Source organism: Microvirga sp. VF16 (assembly GCF_016864375.1).
Taxonomy (GTDB): Bacteria; Pseudomonadota; Alphaproteobacteria; order Rhizobiales; family Beijerinckiaceae; genus Microvirga.
Map to the genome: position 1 here is coordinate 2544232 of NZ_CP069354.1, position 18485 is coordinate 2562716.

Annotated in this window: 16 protein-coding genes; 6 read left to right on the forward strand and 10 right to left on the reverse strand. The window is 60.6% G+C overall.

Translation table 11 applies throughout. The features are described from left to right. Positions 1-5: 5 nt before the first annotated feature. From JO965_RS12010 to JO965_RS12030, 5 genes are all read left to right on the forward strand, one after another. Positions 6-1097, forward strand: coding sequence for an ABC transporter ATP-binding protein (locus JO965_RS12010; RefSeq protein ID WP_246776831.1), 1092 nt, complete (start codon positions 6-8; stop codon positions 1095-1097). After that, positions 1090-2223 (forward strand): extracellular solute-binding protein, encoded by a 1134-nt coding sequence (locus JO965_RS12015; protein ID WP_246776832.1) that lies wholly within the window; start codon positions 1090-1092, stop codon positions 2221-2223. Before JO965_RS12010 ends, JO965_RS12015 begins: the two co-directional genes overlap by 8 nt. 83 nt (positions 2224-2306) lie before the next feature. Continuing rightward, the gene (locus JO965_RS12020; protein WP_203443830.1) at positions 2307-3143 is read left to right on the forward strand and encodes an ABC transporter permease; all 837 of its coding nucleotides are present in this window, start codon (positions 2307-2309) and stop codon (positions 3141-3143) included. Positions 3144-3151: 8 nt separating this feature from the next. Next, the gene (locus JO965_RS12025) at positions 3152-4048 is read left to right on the forward strand and encodes an ABC transporter permease (RefSeq protein WP_203443831.1); all 897 of its coding nucleotides are present in this window, start codon (positions 3152-3154) and stop codon (positions 4046-4048) included. Between the two features lie 15 nt (positions 4049-4063). Further along, positions 4064-4906: an endonuclease/exonuclease/phosphatase family protein gene (locus tag JO965_RS12030; protein ID WP_203443832.1), complete on the forward strand. Its 843-nt coding sequence runs from the start codon at positions 4064-4066 to the stop codon at positions 4904-4906. 36 nt (positions 4907-4942) lie between these two features. On the opposite strand, the gene JO965_RS12035 is transcribed toward JO965_RS12030, so the two are convergent. From JO965_RS12035 to JO965_RS12080, 10 genes are all read right to left on the reverse strand, one after another. Further along, positions 4943-5764, reverse strand: a complete 822-nt coding sequence (locus JO965_RS12035) for a lytic transglycosylase domain-containing protein (RefSeq protein WP_203443833.1) — start codon at positions 5762-5764, stop codon at positions 4943-4945. Between the two features lie 89 nt (positions 5765-5853). Then, the gene (locus tag JO965_RS12040) at positions 5854-6714 is read right to left on the reverse strand and encodes a hypothetical protein (protein ID WP_203443834.1); all 861 of its coding nucleotides are present in this window, start codon (positions 6712-6714) and stop codon (positions 5854-5856) included. A gap of 132 nt (positions 6715-6846) precedes the next feature. Beyond that, positions 6847-8016 carry an alpha/beta fold hydrolase gene (locus JO965_RS12045; protein ID WP_203443835.1) on the reverse strand — a complete coding sequence of 390 codons (1170 nt, stop codon included), beginning with the start codon at positions 8014-8016 and terminating at the stop codon, positions 6847-6849. A gap of 102 nt (positions 8017-8118) precedes the next feature. Then, positions 8119-9417 carry an ABC transporter substrate-binding protein gene (locus JO965_RS12050; protein WP_203443836.1) on the reverse strand — a complete coding sequence of 433 codons (1299 nt, stop codon included), beginning with the start codon at positions 9415-9417 and terminating at the stop codon, positions 8119-8121. 80 nt (positions 9418-9497) lie between these two features. Next, positions 9498-10298 (reverse strand): sugar phosphate isomerase/epimerase, encoded by an 801-nt coding sequence (locus JO965_RS12055; RefSeq protein WP_203443837.1) that lies wholly within the window; start codon positions 10296-10298, stop codon positions 9498-9500. Further along, positions 10295-11278, reverse strand: a complete 984-nt coding sequence (locus JO965_RS12060; RefSeq protein ID WP_371826876.1) for a hydroxyacid dehydrogenase — start codon at positions 11276-11278, stop codon at positions 10295-10297. Before JO965_RS12060 ends, JO965_RS12055 begins: the two co-directional genes overlap by 4 nt. A 26-nt stretch (positions 11279-11304) precedes the next feature. Beyond that, positions 11305-13170: a DUF2264 domain-containing protein gene (locus tag JO965_RS12065; RefSeq protein ID WP_203443839.1), complete on the reverse strand. Its 1866-nt coding sequence runs from the start codon at positions 13168-13170 to the stop codon at positions 11305-11307. Further along, a complete protein-coding gene (locus JO965_RS12070) occupies positions 13167-14231 on the reverse strand; it encodes a LacI family DNA-binding transcriptional regulator (RefSeq protein WP_203443840.1) in 1065 nt (354 codons plus the stop codon). Before JO965_RS12070 ends, JO965_RS12065 begins: the two co-directional genes overlap by 4 nt. Positions 14232-14381: 150 nt before the next feature. Continuing rightward, positions 14382-15260: a DMT family transporter gene (locus JO965_RS12075; protein WP_203443841.1), complete on the reverse strand. Its 879-nt coding sequence runs from the start codon at positions 15258-15260 to the stop codon at positions 14382-14384. A 152-nt stretch (positions 15261-15412) separates the two neighbouring features. Then, complete coding sequence (locus JO965_RS12080; protein WP_203443842.1) at positions 15413-15673, reverse strand: hypothetical protein; 261 nt, start codon at positions 15671-15673, stop codon at positions 15413-15415. A gap of 728 nt (positions 15674-16401) precedes the next feature. On the opposite strand from JO965_RS12080, the gene JO965_RS12085 reads away from it, so the two are divergent. After that, entirely contained in the window at positions 16402-18483 is a 2082-nt protein-coding gene (locus JO965_RS12085) for a TonB-dependent siderophore receptor (RefSeq protein ID WP_246776833.1), read from the forward strand. Positions 18484-18485 lie beyond the last annotated feature (2 nt).

The window sequence follows — 18485 nt, forward strand, 5'->3', positions numbered from 1 at the left end:
AGTCCGTGGAAAGCTCTGCTTTGGCCGCGATCGATGTCGAGCATCTGCAGGTCAGCTACGGCAGCCAGCGGGTGCTGCACGGGGTCAGCCTGTCGGTCGCTCCTGGCGAGTTCATCGCCATTCTGGGTTCGTCCGGCTGTGGGAAGACCACATTGCTACGAACCATCGCCGGATTTCACAAAGCCTCCGGGGGAGCCATCCGGCTGTCCGGCCGCGATGTGGTGAATACGCCGCCCGAGAAGCGCGGTATGGCCATGATGTTCCAGTCCTACGCCCTCTGGCCGCACATGACCGTGCTCGGCAATGTGGGTTACGGGCTCCGCCTCCGCGGCGTGCCGAGGGACGAGATCCGCGCCCGCGTCGCCAAGGTGCTGAAGATGCTTAATCTCTCCGGCCTTGAGGACCGGAGGGTGACAGACCTTTCGGGCGGGCAGCGGCAGCGTGTGGCTCTTGGCCGGGCGCTCGCCATCGAGCCGGAAATCCTGCTGCTCGACGAGCCTCTGTCCAATCTCGACGCCAAGGTGCGGGTCCAGCTTCGGTCAGAGATCAAGACGCTCCAGAAGCGTCTCGGCTTCACGGCGATCCATGTCACGCACGATCGGGAGGAGGCCATGACCATGGCCGACCGGATCGTCGTGATGGATGCCGGCCGCATTGCGCAGGTCGGGGCCCCGAAGGACGTATATGACCATCCCAGCTCCCCCTTTGTGGCAAGCTTCATGGGGGCGGAGAACACGCTTAGCCTCGATATCCGGTCTTCCGCTTCCGGCGTCGAGGTCCGCGTCCCTGAAGGCCGCCCGGTCGCCTATGACAAGGAGGTGCCTGTCGGCTCAGTGACGGCCTATTTCCGCGACGATGTCGCGTCCCTTGACGATCCGGATGCGCAAATCGACGGATCGATCATCCTTCCCGGAAAAATCACGCAGAGAACGTATCCGGGAGGACACTACAGGTACGTGGTCGCGGTCGGCGATTGTCATTTCACCGTGACGGACCACCGCTATCACGAGATCGATCGCCCGGTGGGCATGCGCCTGCCGCTGGCATCATTGCACCTGTTCCCTGATACCCAAGCAACGGGAGGAAACCATGCGTAAAGGTCTATTGGCTGCGGGCGTCGCAGCTCTTCTGATGACGGGCGCGGCGCACGCGCAGACGCTCAATGTCGCCACCGCGGGCGACCAGAACATGGTCGACTATATCAAGGATTATCTTGGCCCGCTTTTCGAAAAGAAGAATCCAGGTGTGAAGGTCGTGGCCGTTGGCACCGGCCCGGGCGACGGCGGCTCGCAGAAGATCTACGAGAAGCTCTCGGCCCAGAAGAACGCCAACACGCCCGCGGATTTCGACGTGGTGGTGATCCACCAGAAGGCTGCGGGAACGATGGTGCAGGAGGCCCTGCTGAAGAAGTACCGCGACAGTCTTCCCACAGGAAAGCTGGTGACGCGTGACACGGCGACCAACTCTCTCGGCACCGACGTCTCGGGCTATGTCATGCCGATGTTCCACTCCCAGACGGCGCTGGCCTACAACCCGGACCTCGTCAAGAACCCGCCTAACACCTACGTGGAGTTGCGCGACTGGGTGAAGAAGAACCCGAAGCAGTTCGGCTATAACGGCATCAAGGGCGGCATGTCCGGCGTCGCCTTCGTCACGGGCTGGGTTTCCGCCTTTGGCGGCGATGCGGCAAAGCTCGAGAAGGGCCCCTACGATGCGGCCACCAAGGCGACCTGGGACAAGGCACTGGCCGATCTGAAGGAGTTCAATTCGTATGCCTTGATCACGCCCGGCAACGCCGGCACGCTTGATATGCTCAACCGTGGCGAGATCGCCATGGGACCGGTCTGGGTCGATATGTTTTACACCTGGAAGGCCGACGGCAAGCTTCCGCCGAACATGCGCCTGAAGCTCGTTTCCCCCGGCATGCCCGGTCAGCCAATGTACTACGCGCTTCCTGCGAAGACGCAGCACGAGAAGCTCGCCGCCGATTTCGTGGCGCTTGCGACGAGCCCGGATGTTCAGGCCGAGGGAATCGTGAAGCGGTTCAACTGGTACCCCGGCATCGATGCGAAGAACCTCGAGGGGAAACTGGATCAGTCCGCATGGAACGCGCTCTTCGCCGATATCCCGCCGGAGGCCCTTTCAACGAACGGCAAGCCGTTCCCGATCGCACCTTACTTCAACGACATCCTCGAAAGCTATGAGAGGAAGGTTGCGAACTAATTTCGCCTCTCGCGGGTAGCCTGGAGAACAGGCTACCCGCTTCTTTCAAAGCATGATCCTGGGACATCGTAATACTCCAAGCTATGGCGAAATCTTCATTCTTCGGCCTTCTGCTCATCGCGCCCGCCCTCGCGATGATCGGGGCGCTGTTTCTGTATCCCCTCGGATTCTCGCTGGTTTCCGCATTCACCAACCCGGAGAGTGGCGAGCCATCGCTCATGCATTTTCAGAGGGCCTACGAACTTTACTCCACCGATATTCTCTTCACGCTGTTCATCGTCATCGTCTCGACATTGCTGACGGGGATCGCCTCGATCGTCATTGCGGGCATCCTCACCCTGGGCGAGACGCCCTGGCTCGTCGCGGCCCTTCGCAATCTCTACCGCTGGCCACTCTTCATCCCGTTCATCGTCGCGGCACAGTGCATGCGGACCTTCCTCGCCAAGAACGGACTCATGAACAACACCTTCGTGGCGCTCGGGCTGATGGAGCCGATCCAGGCCACGAGCTTCCTCGACTGGCGGGGCATCATCATCACCTTCGTGTGGAAGCAGGTGCCTTTCGTGACGCTGATGCTTGCCGGCGCCATGGCGTCGATCGACCGCGCCACCATCGAGGCCGGACGCAATCTCGGAGCCTCTCGGGTTCGCGTCCTGATCGAACTGGTTCTGCCGCAGGTGATGCAAACGCTCCTTGTCGGTCTGGTTCTGTCCTTCGTTACCATGCTGTCGGTGCTGTCCGTGCCGATGATGGTCGCCGGCTCGCAGCCGACCATGCTGACCGTGGACATGGCTTTCCGCATCAACTCCTACGGTGACTATGCCACGGCCAACGCGCTCGGCGTGATCTCCTATGTCATCGCCGGAACGGTGGCCTGGATCTACCTGCGCTATAACGTCAAGCGTGAGGTGCAGGCATGAGCGGGAAGATGCAGCTCTCCCAAGCGGAGGGGTATTCCCCAACGGCGCGTGCGGAAGCCCAGTCGCGCAAACCGGCACCTGGCGAGTCCCGAGCCAGATTCTGGACTTTCGGCTCGACGCTGCTCAAGGTCCTGGGGCTTGCCGCCTTCGCGTTCCTCCTGTTCGGCCCGCTTGCCAATCTCGTTCTGTGGTCGGTCGCGGAGCGGTGGTATGCGCCGTTCAAGCTGCCGGTCGCTTATGGCATGCGTTACTGGGAGGTGGTCTTCCGCCCGACGGGCGACGCCATGTCGTCGCTGGTGACGAGCGTCAGCATCGCCTGCCTGACGGTCCTGGTCGCGCTGGCGGTGTCGGTTCCGGCGGGATATGCTTTGGCGCGCCTCAGGCTGCCCTGGCGCACGGCTCTGATGATCCTCTTCCTCCTGCCGCAGGCCTTCCCGTCGGTGGCGATCTACATCAACGTCGCCCGCGTCTTTTATGGTCTGGGCTTGACGGGAACGATCCCCGGCGTCGTTCTCGTCCACGCCGCGCACGGTCTGGTCTATTCCGTCTGGATCGCCGCCGCCGCCTTTGCGGCCGTCGATCGAGATCTTGAGCTGGCCGCACGCAACATCGGCGCATCGCCTCTGCGCACGTTCTTTACCATCACGCTGCCGCTGGCTGCGCCTGGCATCATGGCGAGCGCGATCTTCGTCTTCCTGGAATCACTGGACGAATTCACAGGGACGTTCTTCGTCGGTGTGCCCCAGGTGACGACCCTGCCGCTTCTGCTCTACAATGCGAGCATGGGCGGCAATTACCAGATCGCCTCCATCACGGCGCTCATCCTCCTCGTGCCTTCCGTTCTGTTCATGATCGTCATCGAACGCTTCCTGAAAGCCGACGTGTTGAGCAAGGTCGGCCAGTAAGACGTTAGAAACATCATGCTCAGAATCATCACCTGGAACATTCAATGGGGTCTGGGGATCGACGGGAACGCGGATCTGAGGCGCCTGGTCGACGAGGCACGCGCGCTTGCGGATTTCGATGTGCTCTGCCTTCAGGAGGTCGCGGATAACTTTTCCGATCTGAAGGGCAACGACGGACGGAACCAGTTCGCCGAAATCGCAGGCCTGCTGCCGGACTTCACCGCCATCGAGGGCGTGGCACTCGATATTCCGGACGGCACCGGAGGCCGGCGTCGGTTCGGGAACATGATTCTCTCCCGTTTCCCCGTGGCACAGGTGCTGCGCTATACCCTGCCATGGGAGGCAGCTGCGACCCGCAACATGCCGCGTCTCCTGCTTGAAGCGGTTGTAGAGACCCCCTCCGGCCCCCTTCGTGTCATGACGACTCATCTGGAATACTCGTCCGAGAAGCTGCGGCGCGCGCAGGTCGAAGGCATCCGCGAGGCTCACCGCACCGCCTGTGAGCGCACCGTCACCCTTCGCGAGAATGGCCCCGGCACCTATGCGCTGTTCCCCGCGACGCCATCGGCCGTGCTAACCGGCGATTTCAACATGCGGCCGGACGATCCGGTGAAGCAGCGGGTCTCGGAGTCATTCGACAACGGAACGCCTGCGCTGCTGGACGCATGGCGGGCGGCTCATCCGTCGGAGGCGCACCCGACATCGTTCTGTCTTTACGAGCAGTCGAACGGACCTCCTCATTGCTGTGACTTCGTGTTCGTGACGGAAGATCTCGCACCGAGGATCAGAAGGGTTCACTACGATCAGGAGACACAGGCCTCCGACCACCAGCCTGTGCTGGTCGAACTCGATATTTGACAGAGCACAGCCAGACGGATTCCTGACGAAGTGCCGTCAGCGCTCCGCCGATCGGCGCGGCCCGCTGTCGATCTGCTGGCCGATCAATGCAATCGCCTGCTGGTAGACCGATGCTGCGTTCCAGGCCTGGATCACCCGGAAATTGGGCTCGCCGGGTTGATATCCCGCGCCTGCACGCCAGCCATGGGCCTTGAGGAAATTGGCTGTCGCGGTCAGGGCATCCGCCGTGTTGTCGAGATTGCCGCCGTTGCCGTAGTTCAGGATGCTCTTGGGCATGAATTGGGTCTGGCCGATCTCCCCGTGCATGGAGCCGCGCGCGCTACTTGAGAGCACGCCGCGGTCGATCAGTGTCAGGGTTGCGTAAAGCTGATCGGTGAAGAATTCCGACCGTCGGCAATCATACGCGAGGGTCGCTACGGCCGACAGTGTATGCTGGTTGCCGCGCTGGCTCCCGAAGGCCGTCTCCATGCCCCAGATAGCGATGAGTGGCCCTGGTGGGACGCCGTAGCGCTGTTCGAGATTGGCGAAGAGCGCCGCATTCGATTGCTTGAGCGAGCGCCCGCGCGAGACGATGGCCGAAGCGCCGCGCTTGGCCATGAACTGATCGAGCGACAGCCTGAAACTCTTCTGGCCGCGGTCGGCCCGGATGGTGGCAGTGGCATAATTCGTCGCCATGAGAGCGGAGATAGTCCCCGGACTGATTCCGTTGGCCCTTGCTTCGACGGCGAATTCCCGCTTCCACTCGTCGAAGCCGGCCGCGCTACTACCGCATTGCGCAGCACTCACCGCGCCGGCCATCCCGAAGAGCGATGTCAAGGCCGTGAAGGCGGCGATCCCATTTTGCCAGCCCCTCATCATTCCGGTCTCCTCCCACGTCGTTTAACCGGATGAAACGTTGCCGCATCATCCCGGCCAAGTTGAGGCATCATTGTCAAGCTTCGTAACGCTTAGTCGAGATGAACGGTTCCCAAGGCGAAGCCCGTTTTGTCGTGGGTGATCCAGACGGCTCCGTCTCCGAGCATCATCCCCTTGTCCCGGACGAAAACACCCTCGAACGTGGATTTGGCGACCGCCTCCCGGACGGAGGCGTTCATGACGGTCTCTTTCGCAGCGATCAGCTGATCGCTGTTGCGGATGGTGCGCCTGACCCTGCCGGTCACCGCCAGCGGATAATGGGTCACGCGGGAGAGGAGTTCGGCATCCCCGGATCGGAAGGCGGCCTTCACGCGCCTGAAACCATAATAGGCCGCATAGGGATCGAAATTCAGAGCGCGATAGCTGGCCTCGATCTCAGATGTCAGCTTGGGCCGCGAGAATCCGGATTCCGGTGTTCTGACCGGCAGATCCAGGGAGCGCCGCAATTCCTGCACGAGGAGGTTCAGCGCTCTGTGGCGGTCGTAGAGTGTCTGGAGTTCCGGTGAGCGTGTCTTGCCGGATCCGGTTGCGAGCGATCCCGTGATCTCCTGTTTGACGGCCTTTGCGTCTGACCCCGTGTTGCGCCACTCCCGTGACCCAGCCACTTCTTCCAATTCCGCGTCGAGCTGATTCCTGGCGATCCAAACCCTTTCCTCGACCTCGGCCAACACCTCCTCGTGCGAAGGCCTGAAACCGGGGCCGCGCCCGAGGTCGGAGGGCAGGGCCTTCATGGCCTCTTGGGGCTTGGGACCCTTCGGCTCATCGGACGGATACCGCGGATCGATCTTGTAGGTCCGCCCGTAGACCCTGACGAAGAATGGATCTGCCTGAGCCGGAAGAGCGACGAGGAGCGTCAGCAAGCAAGCGAACAGTCCGAGGATTCTGGCGGTCATGCCCGTCATCGCGTCTCCGCTTGATGAGGAAATCGGCCGGCGCATCGCCTACCTCCGACTTCAGAGGGTGAAACGGTAGAACGACATGTGGCCAAACTTGCGGCGGCTACAATCGAGCGGCCAGCAGAGGCGTTAATGGGCCTTTCGCCTCGTGCTCCGTGACGGAGCCCGCAGGCGATATCGTTGCATGTCGGTGCGGTCGCGGTTCCCAATTTTGTCCTGCCGCTCGCCGGTCAAGACCGCAACGATGTCGTCACGCACCACCGGAAAGATCCGATAATACTGGTGACTCTGGAAATCCTGTCTCGGGTCGATGGCGTCGCTGACATCCACTGCGGTGACCTTGTCGCTGATCATCGCCATGTTCTCCGGTCCGTCCACACCTAGGCGGGGGCCGTTGAACTTGGTCACCGAGCTCAAGGTCGAGAGGATCCAGTCCTTCTGCGTATGATACACGGTCACGCGATTGCCGAGGCGCGGCAGATATCGCAATTCTCTGACGTCGTCGAAGGCGTCCTCGTCTTCATCCGCTGCAGCCAGGACGATCTGATCGAAGGTCCGGCGCAGCCGGTTGGGATCGGGCGCCTCGGTTGGCAGGGCCACCAGAGCCGGGAAGGGACGATCATCGGCATCCATCGCGGGAGCGTCGACCGTGCGAACGTATTCGCGCGGCTCGCCCTGAGGCACCTGCATCAAGGCCTGCACGGCATAGCGGAACGCATAATTCCCCATGCTGTGGCAGATCAGATGCAGCGGTTGGCGGCACATATCCCGGCGGGGAAGATTGTCGATGAAGTCGTAGAGAATGCGCATCGTTCGGGCAATGGCAACGCCAGAGGCCCGCGCAGTACCGCGATCGTGAAAATAGTCATTGTAGGGCAGGGGCGTCGGCAGAGCTGAGCCAATGGAAGGCCAGGTGAACGAGAACACGTTGGCATCGATGCCGTAGAAGTTGATGATCGTTGCGGCGCGCTCGATGGCTTCCTTGAAGGTGTTCGAAAAGCCGTGAATTACGACGAGGGTGGGGCGCCCTCCCTCCTGCATGTCCTGCCGCAGTTTTTCGAAGATGTCGCGGCTGCCTCGCTGGATCGTCGGTCCGAAGAGTTGTTCCGGTGCGACATAGAGCGAGCCCGGAACGAAGCCGGAACTCGTTGCGGTGACACTCGCCTCTGCGCTGCCGAACCTCACCGCCGTGCCATCGATGGGTCCGGGCTCCGAACCGAAATCGATGATCGCAGCGCCGCTCGCGTCGGTGAGCGGCATGCGATTGGTCGCGAAATAGACCGTCACATTCTGCGCCATGGCCTGTCTCTCCACCCAAGGGTAGTGTCTCACGACCAAGGCTGTGAGTCATCCAGCCGGCGCTGAGACAGCGCCGGCTGGCAATGGCTCACTCGGGTGAAGCTAGTTCACTTTGCGCAGGACGGCGTTGCCATCCTCCAGAATCCGCTGCGCCGCGTCGTTGATCGAGATCTGACCGAAGGCGACCTGATCGGCCACCTTACGCATGACGTTGTTGTCGAACTCGACGGCTCCGATGGGCACCGGCGGAGGATAATCGCTCACCTTGTCGGCGAGGAGATTGACGTAATCCACGGTCGCGCGCTCGACCTCGTTGAGGTTGGGCAGGATGGCCTCGCGCACCTTGGGCGACATCGGCACACCGCGTTCGACACCGAGAATCTTACCCGCTTCGATGTCGTTGACGAAGAAGCTGATGAAGGCTGCCGCCTTGTCCGCATTCTTGGTTGTCGATCCAATGCTCCAGATGAGAGCCGGACGGTAATAGTGACCGGATTTCGTGCCGGGTCCGGACGACGGCACCATCGTGATCCCAAGCTTGTTCTTGGTGAGAAGCTGATAGCCGATGAGCTGGTTCGAATAGGTGAGACCCATGGCCGATTTGCCAAGAGCCAGCGAATTTCGCTCGATCTGGTTCTGGTCCAGCGTCTGTACATCGGCCGGAACGCAGCCGTTGCGCTTGCGCAGATCTTCCCAGTAGCTGAACCACTCCTTTGCATCGTCCACAGTAAAACCGAGCTTGGCATCTTCCGTATAGAGACGCTTGCCCCGCTGACGGAGCCAGACGTCGAACACGTAGTGATACCGGGCGCCGTAGGGAGCACCCCAATAATCGGGACGTCCCACCGCCTTGGTGAGATCGACCGCCATATCGGCAAACTGCTTCCAGGTGGTCTCGTGGGTCGGCGGCTTGATGCCGGCCTTCTCGAAGACCGTCTGGTCGTAGAAGAGGGAGAATGAATTGAGGCCCAGTGCAACGCCGTAGATCTTGCCGTTCGCCCGGCAGAGGTCGACCATCTTTTCGCCGAAGCTGGAGATGTCGAGCTGCTTGCCGACGAAGTCGTCCATGGGCTTTGCGGCACCGCGCCCGGCATAATCGGCGAGACTGCTCGGTTCCAACTGGAATACGTCGGCGATGTTGCGTCCCGCCATCTGGGTGCCGATCTTCGCCCAGTAATCGGCGCCGACAGGTTCACCGGCGATCTCGATGCCGGTGCGTTCAGTGAATAGCTTGCCCACGTCAGTGGTGCGCCTTGCCCGGTCGGGGGACCCCCACCAAGTGGCACGCAGCTTCACGGCCTCTCCTTGAGCCCAGCTCATGCCAGGCGCATTGACGGCGGCGGCCCCGCCGAGCGCCAGAGCGGATTTCAGTAAGGTACGACGATTAAGATCAGTCTTCATGGCTTCCTCCCATTCGCTTCTCACATCATTCTTCGCGAGGGAGCGAGAAGCACGCTCCTCGACGAGTGTTGTTATAGAAGTCAGGTCGCGCTGGCCGGGCGGTCCCGCACCTCTTTCAACATTTGACAAAATACGGCTGCATCGACCCGGAACTGTTCGGGGCTGTCGTCCCGGACGAATTCCAGCATCGCGAAACGGTCTCCCGGCCAGCGCGTCGCCGGCGCTTCGGTCAGGATCCTATCCCAGTACGCTCGCTGATCGGCCAACGGATAACGCTTCTTCTCGCTGTCCCATGCAAAAACATGGACATGCGATGTCTCAGTTCCGATCGCGCGGCTCTCATCGAGAGCGTCCTCAAGAGGCAGGCCGGGACGCGGCTGCCAGTAGAGAAACACGTTGGGGTCGTCGATCTCCTTGATGAGCCGCTGGCTCGAGGCGAGATCGTCCGTCAGGGAATTGGGGTGATATTCGAGGGAGAGCGTGATGGACGCATCATCCGCCAGCCGGGCCATGCGCCGGATCAGCGAGACGGTGTGCTGACGCTCCTCCGCAGAATAGGTCACGGAATCGCGGTTGCGGTATCCCGGCCAGATGCGGATGTTCGGCGCGCCGAGAGCCTGTGCTGTTTCGAGGACGACGGCGAAGGCGGCCTCATTGTCGCTTGGCGGTGCAATGTAGGACCCGTATGAGATGACGGAGAGATCCGCATCTTCGGTCATGTGCCGGACGCGACGTGCGAGGTCGAATTGACCGGGGGGAACGTGAACGTCGCCCACCCATTCGATCCCCTCGATGCCGCACTCCGCGGCAAGCTCGACGATGGCCTCAGGCGCGAGCTTGCGGAATGTGACAGAGCACAGGCCAGGCCGGAACGACGTCATGCCATTGTCTCCAGCGCGCTTGCGGTGATGGCGGAGCGCAAGGGAAGCCCTCTGACAAACCGCTCGATCTCCTCGACGATGAACTCGCCGAGCCGCTCCCGTTCATTGCCGATGGCACCGGCAATATGAGGCGTGAGAAAGACGTTCGGAAGATCGTAGAGGGCAGAGGATGCCTCCGGGACTTCCGGATAGGTGACATCGATGATCGCATCGATGCGGCCCGTGCGCAGCTCGTCGATCAGGTCGTCCTGATTGACGATGATGCCTCGTGCCGTGTTGATGAGCGTGGCTCCATCACGCATGAGCGCCAGATGTCTGCGGTCGATCATCCCTTGAGTCGACGGCAGGGCAGGAGCATGAATTGAGACCACATCCGAGAGTCGCATCAACCCGTCCAGCGAAACGCTCTCCGCGCCGAGGGCCGCAGCCTCTCGAGCACTGACATACGGATCATGAAGAACGATCCTGAAGTCGAACGGCTCCAGAAGATCGATGACGCGGCGTCCGATGCGCGAGGCCCCGACAATGCCGATCGTACGCTTGAAATTTCCAACCGGTTGCGAGGTTAGGGGAAAGGTCCGGTTGCGGTTCCTGTCCGAGCAGTAGATGTCGCGCAAGCGGAAGACCTGCTTGTTGGCGAAGATGATGGCCGCGAGCGTGAACTCGGCGACGGGGACGGCATTCGCCTCGGCGGCGTGAGTTACCGTGATCCCCGCATCCAGCACATCCGGCGACAGAAACCCTTTGACGGTGCCCGCCGCATGGGCGATCAGCTTCAGCTTCGGCGCCAATTCCAGAATGTCTCGTCCGATAGCAGGACAACCCCAGCCGGTGATGAGGATCTCTGCCTGGCGCAGCACATCGGGTCCTGACCCTTGCGAGAACGACCGGAGGGGATTCGGGGCAAGGATGGTGCATAACTGTTCAAGCCGGTTCAGCAACTCTGGCGTGAGGACACCCTCCGTCCGGGTGGGGTCCATGGCGAGCGCGACGTTATAGGGGCGGGTCACGGCGCCATCCTCCAGGCGAGAGCACCGACGCGCTGGCTGCCCCGTGAAAAGAGAAACTCGAGCTCATCAATTCTCGGTGCGGTTGGAATGTCTTTCCAGATCCTTATCACGTCCGCCGGATCGGGCAGGGCGACCGCGGCCGTCGTCAAAACCGTTTCCCCGCTCGGGATTTCGCCACGGAGCTGAGGCACGAAGGTCTTCGGATACAGCAGGTTGGTATTGGGAGGGGCTTTCAATGCGATACCACGACGCTCGATCGTCGATCCCAGATCGGCGATGCCGCTGAAATCGCTAGCACCGATGACTAGCGCTGTGCCACTCCGCTCGTCGATCCGTTCCAGCATCCGGTATGCGTCCGCCCGTGGAATGGCGAAGCCGCCTTCAGCAGTAGCCAGCGGATGAGGCGTTCTGATCCTATGGATACGGATATGCCATGGAGAAGCCGGGAGGAGCCACGTTTCCACCTCGACATCGGACCAGGGGCGCCATCGGGCATAGAGGACACTCCCGGCTATGCGCGCCTCGTCATTGGTCTCGCGCACCCGGAAATGCCGGCCATCGTCGCTGAAGGCCAGTATCCCGTCGAGGGCCGCTCCCTCGAAGATGCGCTCATCGCTCTCGACGCTGAAGGCATAGCGGGAGGAATAGACGAACTTGGCATATTTCTCACTGCCGAACCGCATCTGGAGATTTTCCTGACCGGACGACAAGGCGATGACGTTCCCAGGTGGATGCATCATCACCATGCCCGGCTGCGGCTGAGGGGATGGCTCGGAGAACACGGGAGCTGGCGCTTCCTCCGTCGTCCAGAACGGGTGTGTCGCGGGCAGCGCAAGCGGCAGGAAGGCCTTGAAGGCCCAATAGGGAGAGCCTGCCGAATTGTAATTCTCCGACATCAATAGATTGGCGTAGCCAAATCCGACGGTGAGCACGCCGCTCCGGTCGGTAATGGGAAGCTTCGCCCACCAGCGCAGGTGGCGAAGGTAATAGCCCTTCACCTCGCCCCAGGGCATTGCCTCTTCGTCCGCAAAGGCAAGAGCTGCCCAGAAACCGGCGCAGGCAAAGCGGTAGGTCATGCTGCGGCCGAAGACGAGGGTGCCGCCGTCATCCGCGAACCAGTGCCGGATGTTCGGCGCGAACAGGCGCGCCCATTCACGGAACCGATGCTTCCGCTCCTCGTCCGTTGTCGCGAGGGCTGCGTAGATCAGCCCGTAGAAATGCATCGCAAACGGGATGTAGTGGTCGACGCGAGGAACATTGCCGTCGCGGTACCAGCCGTCGCCGAGATAGAATGCCTCCAACTCCTGAAGGTATTGTTCGGTCAGCGTGCGGTCGAAGTCGATGCCGACCCGCTCGAGGCCGAGATCGATCATCACCCGGAAGAATTTCCAGTTGTTGTCGGCGAACTGGTGAGGGCGAGCCTCCAGCAGATAGGTCGCGACGTTCCTTCGCGCCCGCTCGTCAAGAGGGGCCCAGAGATGCTCGGGCACTAGGCGGAGAGCGAAGCCGAGCGCTGCCAGCTCCACCATCCTCTGGTCTCGGTCGGTGACCTTGCCCCAATACTCGGGATGCTCGGGATCGGTCCCATTGGCGAGCCCTTTCGCGTAGAGCGGCCAATGGGGGAAGTCTCCACCGCCGGCGGCATAGGGCGCCAAGCCCCAGAGCGGCCGTGCAAAGCCTTCCAGATCCGCGGCAGCCTGATCGAAATGGGCCGCCGTGGCACTGAGGCTCACGCGGGCGCCTCCTTCCGAGAAGGCCGGCAGAAGCGGATTGAAGAGATCCAGAAGCGCCTTTTCGACATCGTCTCTGGTCTTGAGCGGGTTGCCGGCGAGAGGATTGGCATGAGCAGGGGCATAGGTCATGCCGAGAGCACTCCATCTTCGATCTGCTTGGATTGCGCCTGCACCGTTGCGCCCTCGACCAGCCTGACAGCCAGCTCCACCTTGCGCGGCCCGGCACTGGGATCGGCGATGCGTCGCTGCATGAGGTAATAGGCCTCTTGCCCGATCGCCTCCCGATCGACATGCATGGTTGTCAGGCGCGGCATGGTCATGGATGCGCAGGGGAGGTCGTCAAACCCCATTACGGCGAAATCCTGAGGAATTGAAAGATGATGATTGGTGACGGCTTCCATGACGCCAATGGCCATCATGTCGTTCATGCAGAAAGCCGCGGTGAAACCCTGGTCCTCGAGGAGGATCGCCTCCATCGCTTCGCAGGCCGCCGTACTGGTCCGCGATGAAGATGAGGGCAACTGGACGATACGCGTTCTCACGCCGTGCTTCGCAGCCGCCGACTCAAAGCCGCGGATGCGCTCCCGGATGGTGTGCCGGTGAGACATCGTGAAATGAAGGATGTTCCGGTGGCCTGTAGCAATGAGATGCTCGGTCGCAAGCCGCGCTCCATAGAAGTTGGCCGGCGACACGCAGTCGAATTGAAGATCGGGATCGTTTCCGTTGACCCAGACAGTCGGGATGTTGGACTCTCTGATCCAGCCACAGAGATCTTCCGGTGGATCAATGCCGACAAGGAAGATGCCCGTCGCTTCGGTTTCCGACAGGGTTTGCTTCAGCTCGGATATTTTCAGGAAAGAGGATCGAACCAGTCGCGGCAGGAGCATTCCACCCGAACGCGCCGCGGCGCCCCGCAGGCCGCTGAGAATCCCCTCATAGAAGACGCCTAGCCCTCCTGTTGCCTGATCGACCGAGATGACAGCGACCGACCGTTGGTTCTGCGGTTGAGCACTCGGCACCGGGCGGATATTGTAACCGAGCTCGGAGGCGATCCGGATCACTTCATCGCGGACATTCGTGCTGATGCCGGGTTCGTTCGCGAGGACACGCGATACGGTGCTCACGGAAACGCCGGCGAAGCGGGCGATATCCGTCTGTCGCGGGCGACGGCTGAGGCTAACTCTCGTCATGTCCTCTCACTGTTTTTCTTCATTGCATAGATTTGTTGCGCAGTAGGCGGTCAGTTGCAACACTCATGCAAATGCAAATTTTTGCATTAATCGCGCTGCAATTGCACTGCAGTCACATTTGTATCGAGCAGACGGATTCGGGCGGTGCGGCTAGCGTCGCAAACTGCCGACCTGGGTTCCGATCAAGGCAGCTGAGACAATCGCAAGGCAGCCTATGATGAGGGAGAGTGTCGGGACGATGCCGAAGTAGAGATAATCGGCGACGGAAGAGAAGACGATCACGACATAGCTGAGAGGGGCAAGGATGCTTGCCTCGGCTAGCTGATGAGAGCGGAGGAAGCAGAACTGGCCGACTTGGGCGAGCATACCAATGATGAGGAAGGCGGGCAGATCGCTCAAACCCGGGGGAACCCAAACGAGTGCCGCCGGGATGGCCGTCAGAATGGCAAGGCCAAGGGCGTGGAACACCATCAGGACGACGGCGTGTTCGCCGGTGAGGCGACGGGTCTGGACGACGCTGAGGGAGCCGAACAGGACCATGCCCAGGGCCGCCAGCAGGCCCCAGTCCCAGCTCATCGATCCGGGCTTCACGATGAACAGCACGCTGACGAAGCAGATAACGGACGATATCCAGTGCCGCCGCAGGATGCGCTCTCCCAACATGGCGGCAGCAAGCCCCAGAATGACGAATGGACGGGTGAAGCCGATCACAGTCACGAGGGTCAGGGGCAGGGCGGCCGTGGCCGCATAATTGCAGCACAGAGCCACCGTGCCGCACAGCACCCGACCGACATGCCCCTTCACCTGCTGGGTATTGAAGACCTCGATGCGGTAACGCCAGATGAGCGGCGCAATAAGCAAAATACCGACGACGGCACGGAAGAAAACGAGCTGGATCGCGGGAAAGGTTGCGCCAGCCTGCTTGATGACACCCATCGAGATGACGACGAGCACCATGTCCACCAAGGCAAAGACCGCCCCCTGTCGGTTGGCGACATGCCGGTCCTTGACATCGGTTGGAGGCATCATGACGGAGGAGGGCCTGATCTGGGCAGTCCTGACATGGAGTAGGCTGCTTGGGCAGTCTCGTTCGATGCCGTTAATATCAGCTTATCGGCTGCAAAAGGCGGCCAATAGGGGCATGCGGACTTGCTCCGGGTCCCCCGGGCCCGAGAAGATGGCTACCGCCGCTCGATCACCGTGTATTCCGCGTCGATCACGTCATCCTGAGGACGAGACTGGGCCCGGTTCTGCGGGCGAGGGCGGACCTGACGCACACGCCGGCGAAGGTAGAAATACATGGCCGCGCCGCCGGCAAGCATCAGGGGGAGCAAGACAAAGAGGCCGATCAGCATTATTGCCAATAGGGCAATGCCCGCCGCAGCCACGGCCAAAATTCTCACCAGAATGGTCAGAATGCCACCGGAACGGGTGGTCATCATTCGTGTCCTAAAAACCGCGTAGTCCAAAATGGATCCTCCAATTGCGGGAGCGCTCGTCGGCGCAAGAGCAAGAGAGGTGTCCGACATCGCGAGCGGCGCCCCGCTCGCCAGAGGGGCCCGGACCCCTAGGCCACGCTAATGTGGGCGGAGAATTGGGCGGATGCAAGGCCGAGGACAATAGTCAGAAGCAGATTGGAGTGAAACGCATTCTGGACCTCTGAGCAGAGACTCAGCTGCATGTGCAAGACCGTCTTGCTTCAAATTTCGGCAATGAATTGTCCGTGCTGCGCACCAACCTAGCCCGGACAATGCACAGTTCTGCAGCCAGTGTGGGCGCCTCTCATTCCAGATGCTTCGGTACCGGATGTTTCTTCGATCGAACCGGGAGCATGGAAAAGTTAGAGTATTGAACCACAATTGAATGCCAGATTGTGGTTCAATGTCGTTTTCTGCGTGCCTAGTCAGAGAACACTTGGTGGTTTGACTTCAAATTCCACCATCACAGAGATGAAATTCTGCTGAGCAAAGCCGACGAGAGATATGAGTGTCAGGCGGTGCGGCGTTCCCAGTCAAGTGAGCGATCGAAGCGTTAGTTCTGATGTAAATTACAGAATAGAATTATTCAAATCTGAGAGATTTGGATTAAAATAATTAAAAACTATAGTATTTGACTCTTCAATATTCGCTCTGATAGCGGAAGCCATCGTCGTGATATGAAGGTTTCCGTTGTGAAATTACCCCTTGCGTTGCTGGCGTCATCGGCTCTTGTTTTCGTTTCAAGTGAAGTGCTCGCTCAGGCGCCTGAGCCGCGCGCCATTCAGCTTGACGAAGTGACGGTTGAAGGGAGCAAAAACGGGCAGGGTGGCGACCTCAGTGCCAATGGCTATGTCGCTACTTCGACCAACGCTGCAACCAAGACCGACACTCCGATTCTCGAGATACCGCAGTCGATCTCGACAGTGACGCAGGAGCAGCTCGAGGACCGCAAGCCTCAGACATTGCTCGATGCACTATCATACACTCCTGGCACGCGGGTCGGCAGTTATGGTTTCGATCCTCGTTATGATGCCTTCAGCATCCGCGGCATCGATGTCACCTATACCGGCGTGTTCCGTGATGGCCTGCGCCAGGTGAACAGCCCGAATGGCCTGTTCCGCCTCGAGCCCTACGGTCTGGAGGGAATTGCAATTCTGAGGGGGCCTGCGGCTTCGATTTATGGCGCGAGCAGCACCGGCGGCATTGTCGATCTGATTTCGAAGCGTCCGACTTTTCTATCCTTCCGCGAAGTCGAGGTCCAAACCGGTTCCTATGGGCGTGTGCAGGGCAACTTCGATCTGTCCGGTCCCGTCAATTCCGACAACACGTTCTTTTATCGCCTGACCGGTCTCGTGCGCGACGCGGGCACCGAGATCGACGCCGTCAAGGATGATCGCATCTTCATCGCCCCGGCCTTCACTTGGTCGCCGAACGATGCAACGACGCTGACGGTCCTTGGCGAGTACATGGATTCGACCACGGGCGGTACCGCGGCCTATATCAACAACTACGCGACGGATGCTGCGGGTAATCCCACCAGCCTATCGATCGGGGCGACCCGTGTGTTCGCCGGTGATAAGCGCTACAACGATTTCCGTCAGAGACAGGGGCGGATCGGCTATGAGTTCGAGCACCGCTTCAACGACATGTTCACCCTGCATCAGCGCACGCGGTTCTCTGCCCTTGGCACCAACCAGGAATATTATTTCGGTGGATCGGGCCTCACCCGAGAGAACAATTGGGGGGTCGTCAGCGATACCTATCTCGAAAGCCGCGTGAGAACAGGCGCGGTCGATCATACAATCTTGACCGGCTTGGACATCAGTCGCTTGAGCTATGTCTCCAAGCAAGGTTTCGGCATCGTTCCCATCGGAACCGATCCGGTGCTCTCCTACCGGGAGGATCAGACGCAAACTCTCACTGGAATTTACATTCAGGACCAGCTCAAGTGGCAGAACTGGCGTCTGACCCTTGGCGGTCGCCACGACTGGCTGTCGAGCGAGTTCGACAGCGCAGGATTCCAGTTTGATCGCGATGACACCAAGTTCACGGGACGTGCCGCTCTGGGCTATGTGACGGATTTCGGCCTCGCGCCCTATGTGAGCTGGGGAACGTCCTTCACGCCTAATCCGGGAACGGTCCTGGGAGGTCGCGTGGCGGAGCCGACGACGGGTGAGCAGGTTGAGGTCGGCGTAAAATACGACCTTCCAGGCATTAATGCATCCCTTCGCGCTGCCGTCTTCGACATTCACCAGAATAATGCGGTGGTCTACCAGGTCGTCGATGGCATCAACCAGCAGGTTCAACTCGATCTGCGCTCCCAGGGCTTCGAGCTCGAAGGTGTCGCCTCGTTGACGGACGGTCTGAATGTCCAGGCGTCCTATTCCTATACCGATGCTCGAATCGAAAAGCTGACTCCGGAAACCGTAGGCAATCGGCTGACGAGCGTTCCCTATCATCTGGCATCGGTCTGGCTCGATTATACGGTTCAGGAAGGGCCGGCGAGGGGCCTCGGTATTGCCGGCGGCGTGCGCTATGTCGGCTCCAGCTTCGGCGACAACCTCAACCGCCTCGTGATCGAGAACGAGCCACGCACCTATCTCGATGCGGCTATCCGCTACGATCTCGAGAATCTCAATCCGAGCCTCAAAGGCATGCGCTTCCAGGTAAATGCGACGAACTTGCTCGATGAGGATGGTCAGGTCTGCACGTCCAACTACTGCTACTTCGACGAGGGCCGCAAAGTCATCGCAAGCCTGCGGTACCGGTGGTGAGG

Coding starts and splice junctions, on each gene's coding strand:
- JO965_RS12040 (WP_203443834.1), bottom strand. CDS start 6,714: ATGACCGCCAGAATCCTCGGACTGTTCGCTTGCTTGCTGACGCTCCTC.
- JO965_RS12060 (WP_371826876.1), bottom strand. CDS start 11,278: ATGGACCCCACCCGGACGGAGGGTGTCCTCACGCCAGAGTTGCTGAAC.
- JO965_RS12080 (WP_203443842.1), bottom strand. CDS start 15,673: ATGATGACCACCCGTTCCGGTGGCATTCTGACCATTCTGGTGAGAATT.
- JO965_RS12070 (WP_203443840.1), bottom strand. CDS start 14,231: ATGACGAGAGTTAGCCTCAGCCGTCGCCCGCGACAGACGGATATCGCC.
- JO965_RS12075 (WP_203443841.1), bottom strand. CDS start 15,260: ATGATGCCTCCAACCGATGTCAAGGACCGGCATGTCGCCAACCGACAG.
- JO965_RS12030 (WP_203443832.1), top strand. CDS start 4,064: ATGCTCAGAATCATCACCTGGAACATTCAATGGGGTCTGGGGATCGAC.
- JO965_RS12020 (WP_203443830.1), top strand. CDS start 2,307: ATGGCGAAATCTTCATTCTTCGGCCTTCTGCTCATCGCGCCCGCCCTC.
- JO965_RS12015 (WP_246776832.1), top strand. CDS start 1,090: ATGCGTAAAGGTCTATTGGCTGCGGGCGTCGCAGCTCTTCTGATGACG.
- JO965_RS12045 (WP_203443835.1), bottom strand. CDS start 8,016: ATGGCGCAGAATGTGACGGTCTATTTCGCGACCAATCGCATGCCGCTC.
- JO965_RS12065 (WP_203443839.1), bottom strand. CDS start 13,170: ATGACCTATGCCCCTGCTCATGCCAATCCTCTCGCCGGCAACCCGCTC.
- JO965_RS12055 (WP_203443837.1), bottom strand. CDS start 10,298: ATGACGTCGTTCCGGCCTGGCCTGTGCTCTGTCACATTCCGCAAGCTC.
- JO965_RS12025 (WP_203443831.1), top strand. CDS start 3,152: ATGCAGCTCTCCCAAGCGGAGGGGTATTCCCCAACGGCGCGTGCGGAA.
- JO965_RS12035 (WP_203443833.1), bottom strand. CDS start 5,764: ATGATGAGGGGCTGGCAAAATGGGATCGCCGCCTTCACGGCCTTGACA.
- JO965_RS12050 (WP_203443836.1), bottom strand. CDS start 9,417: ATGAAGACTGATCTTAATCGTCGTACCTTACTGAAATCCGCTCTGGCG.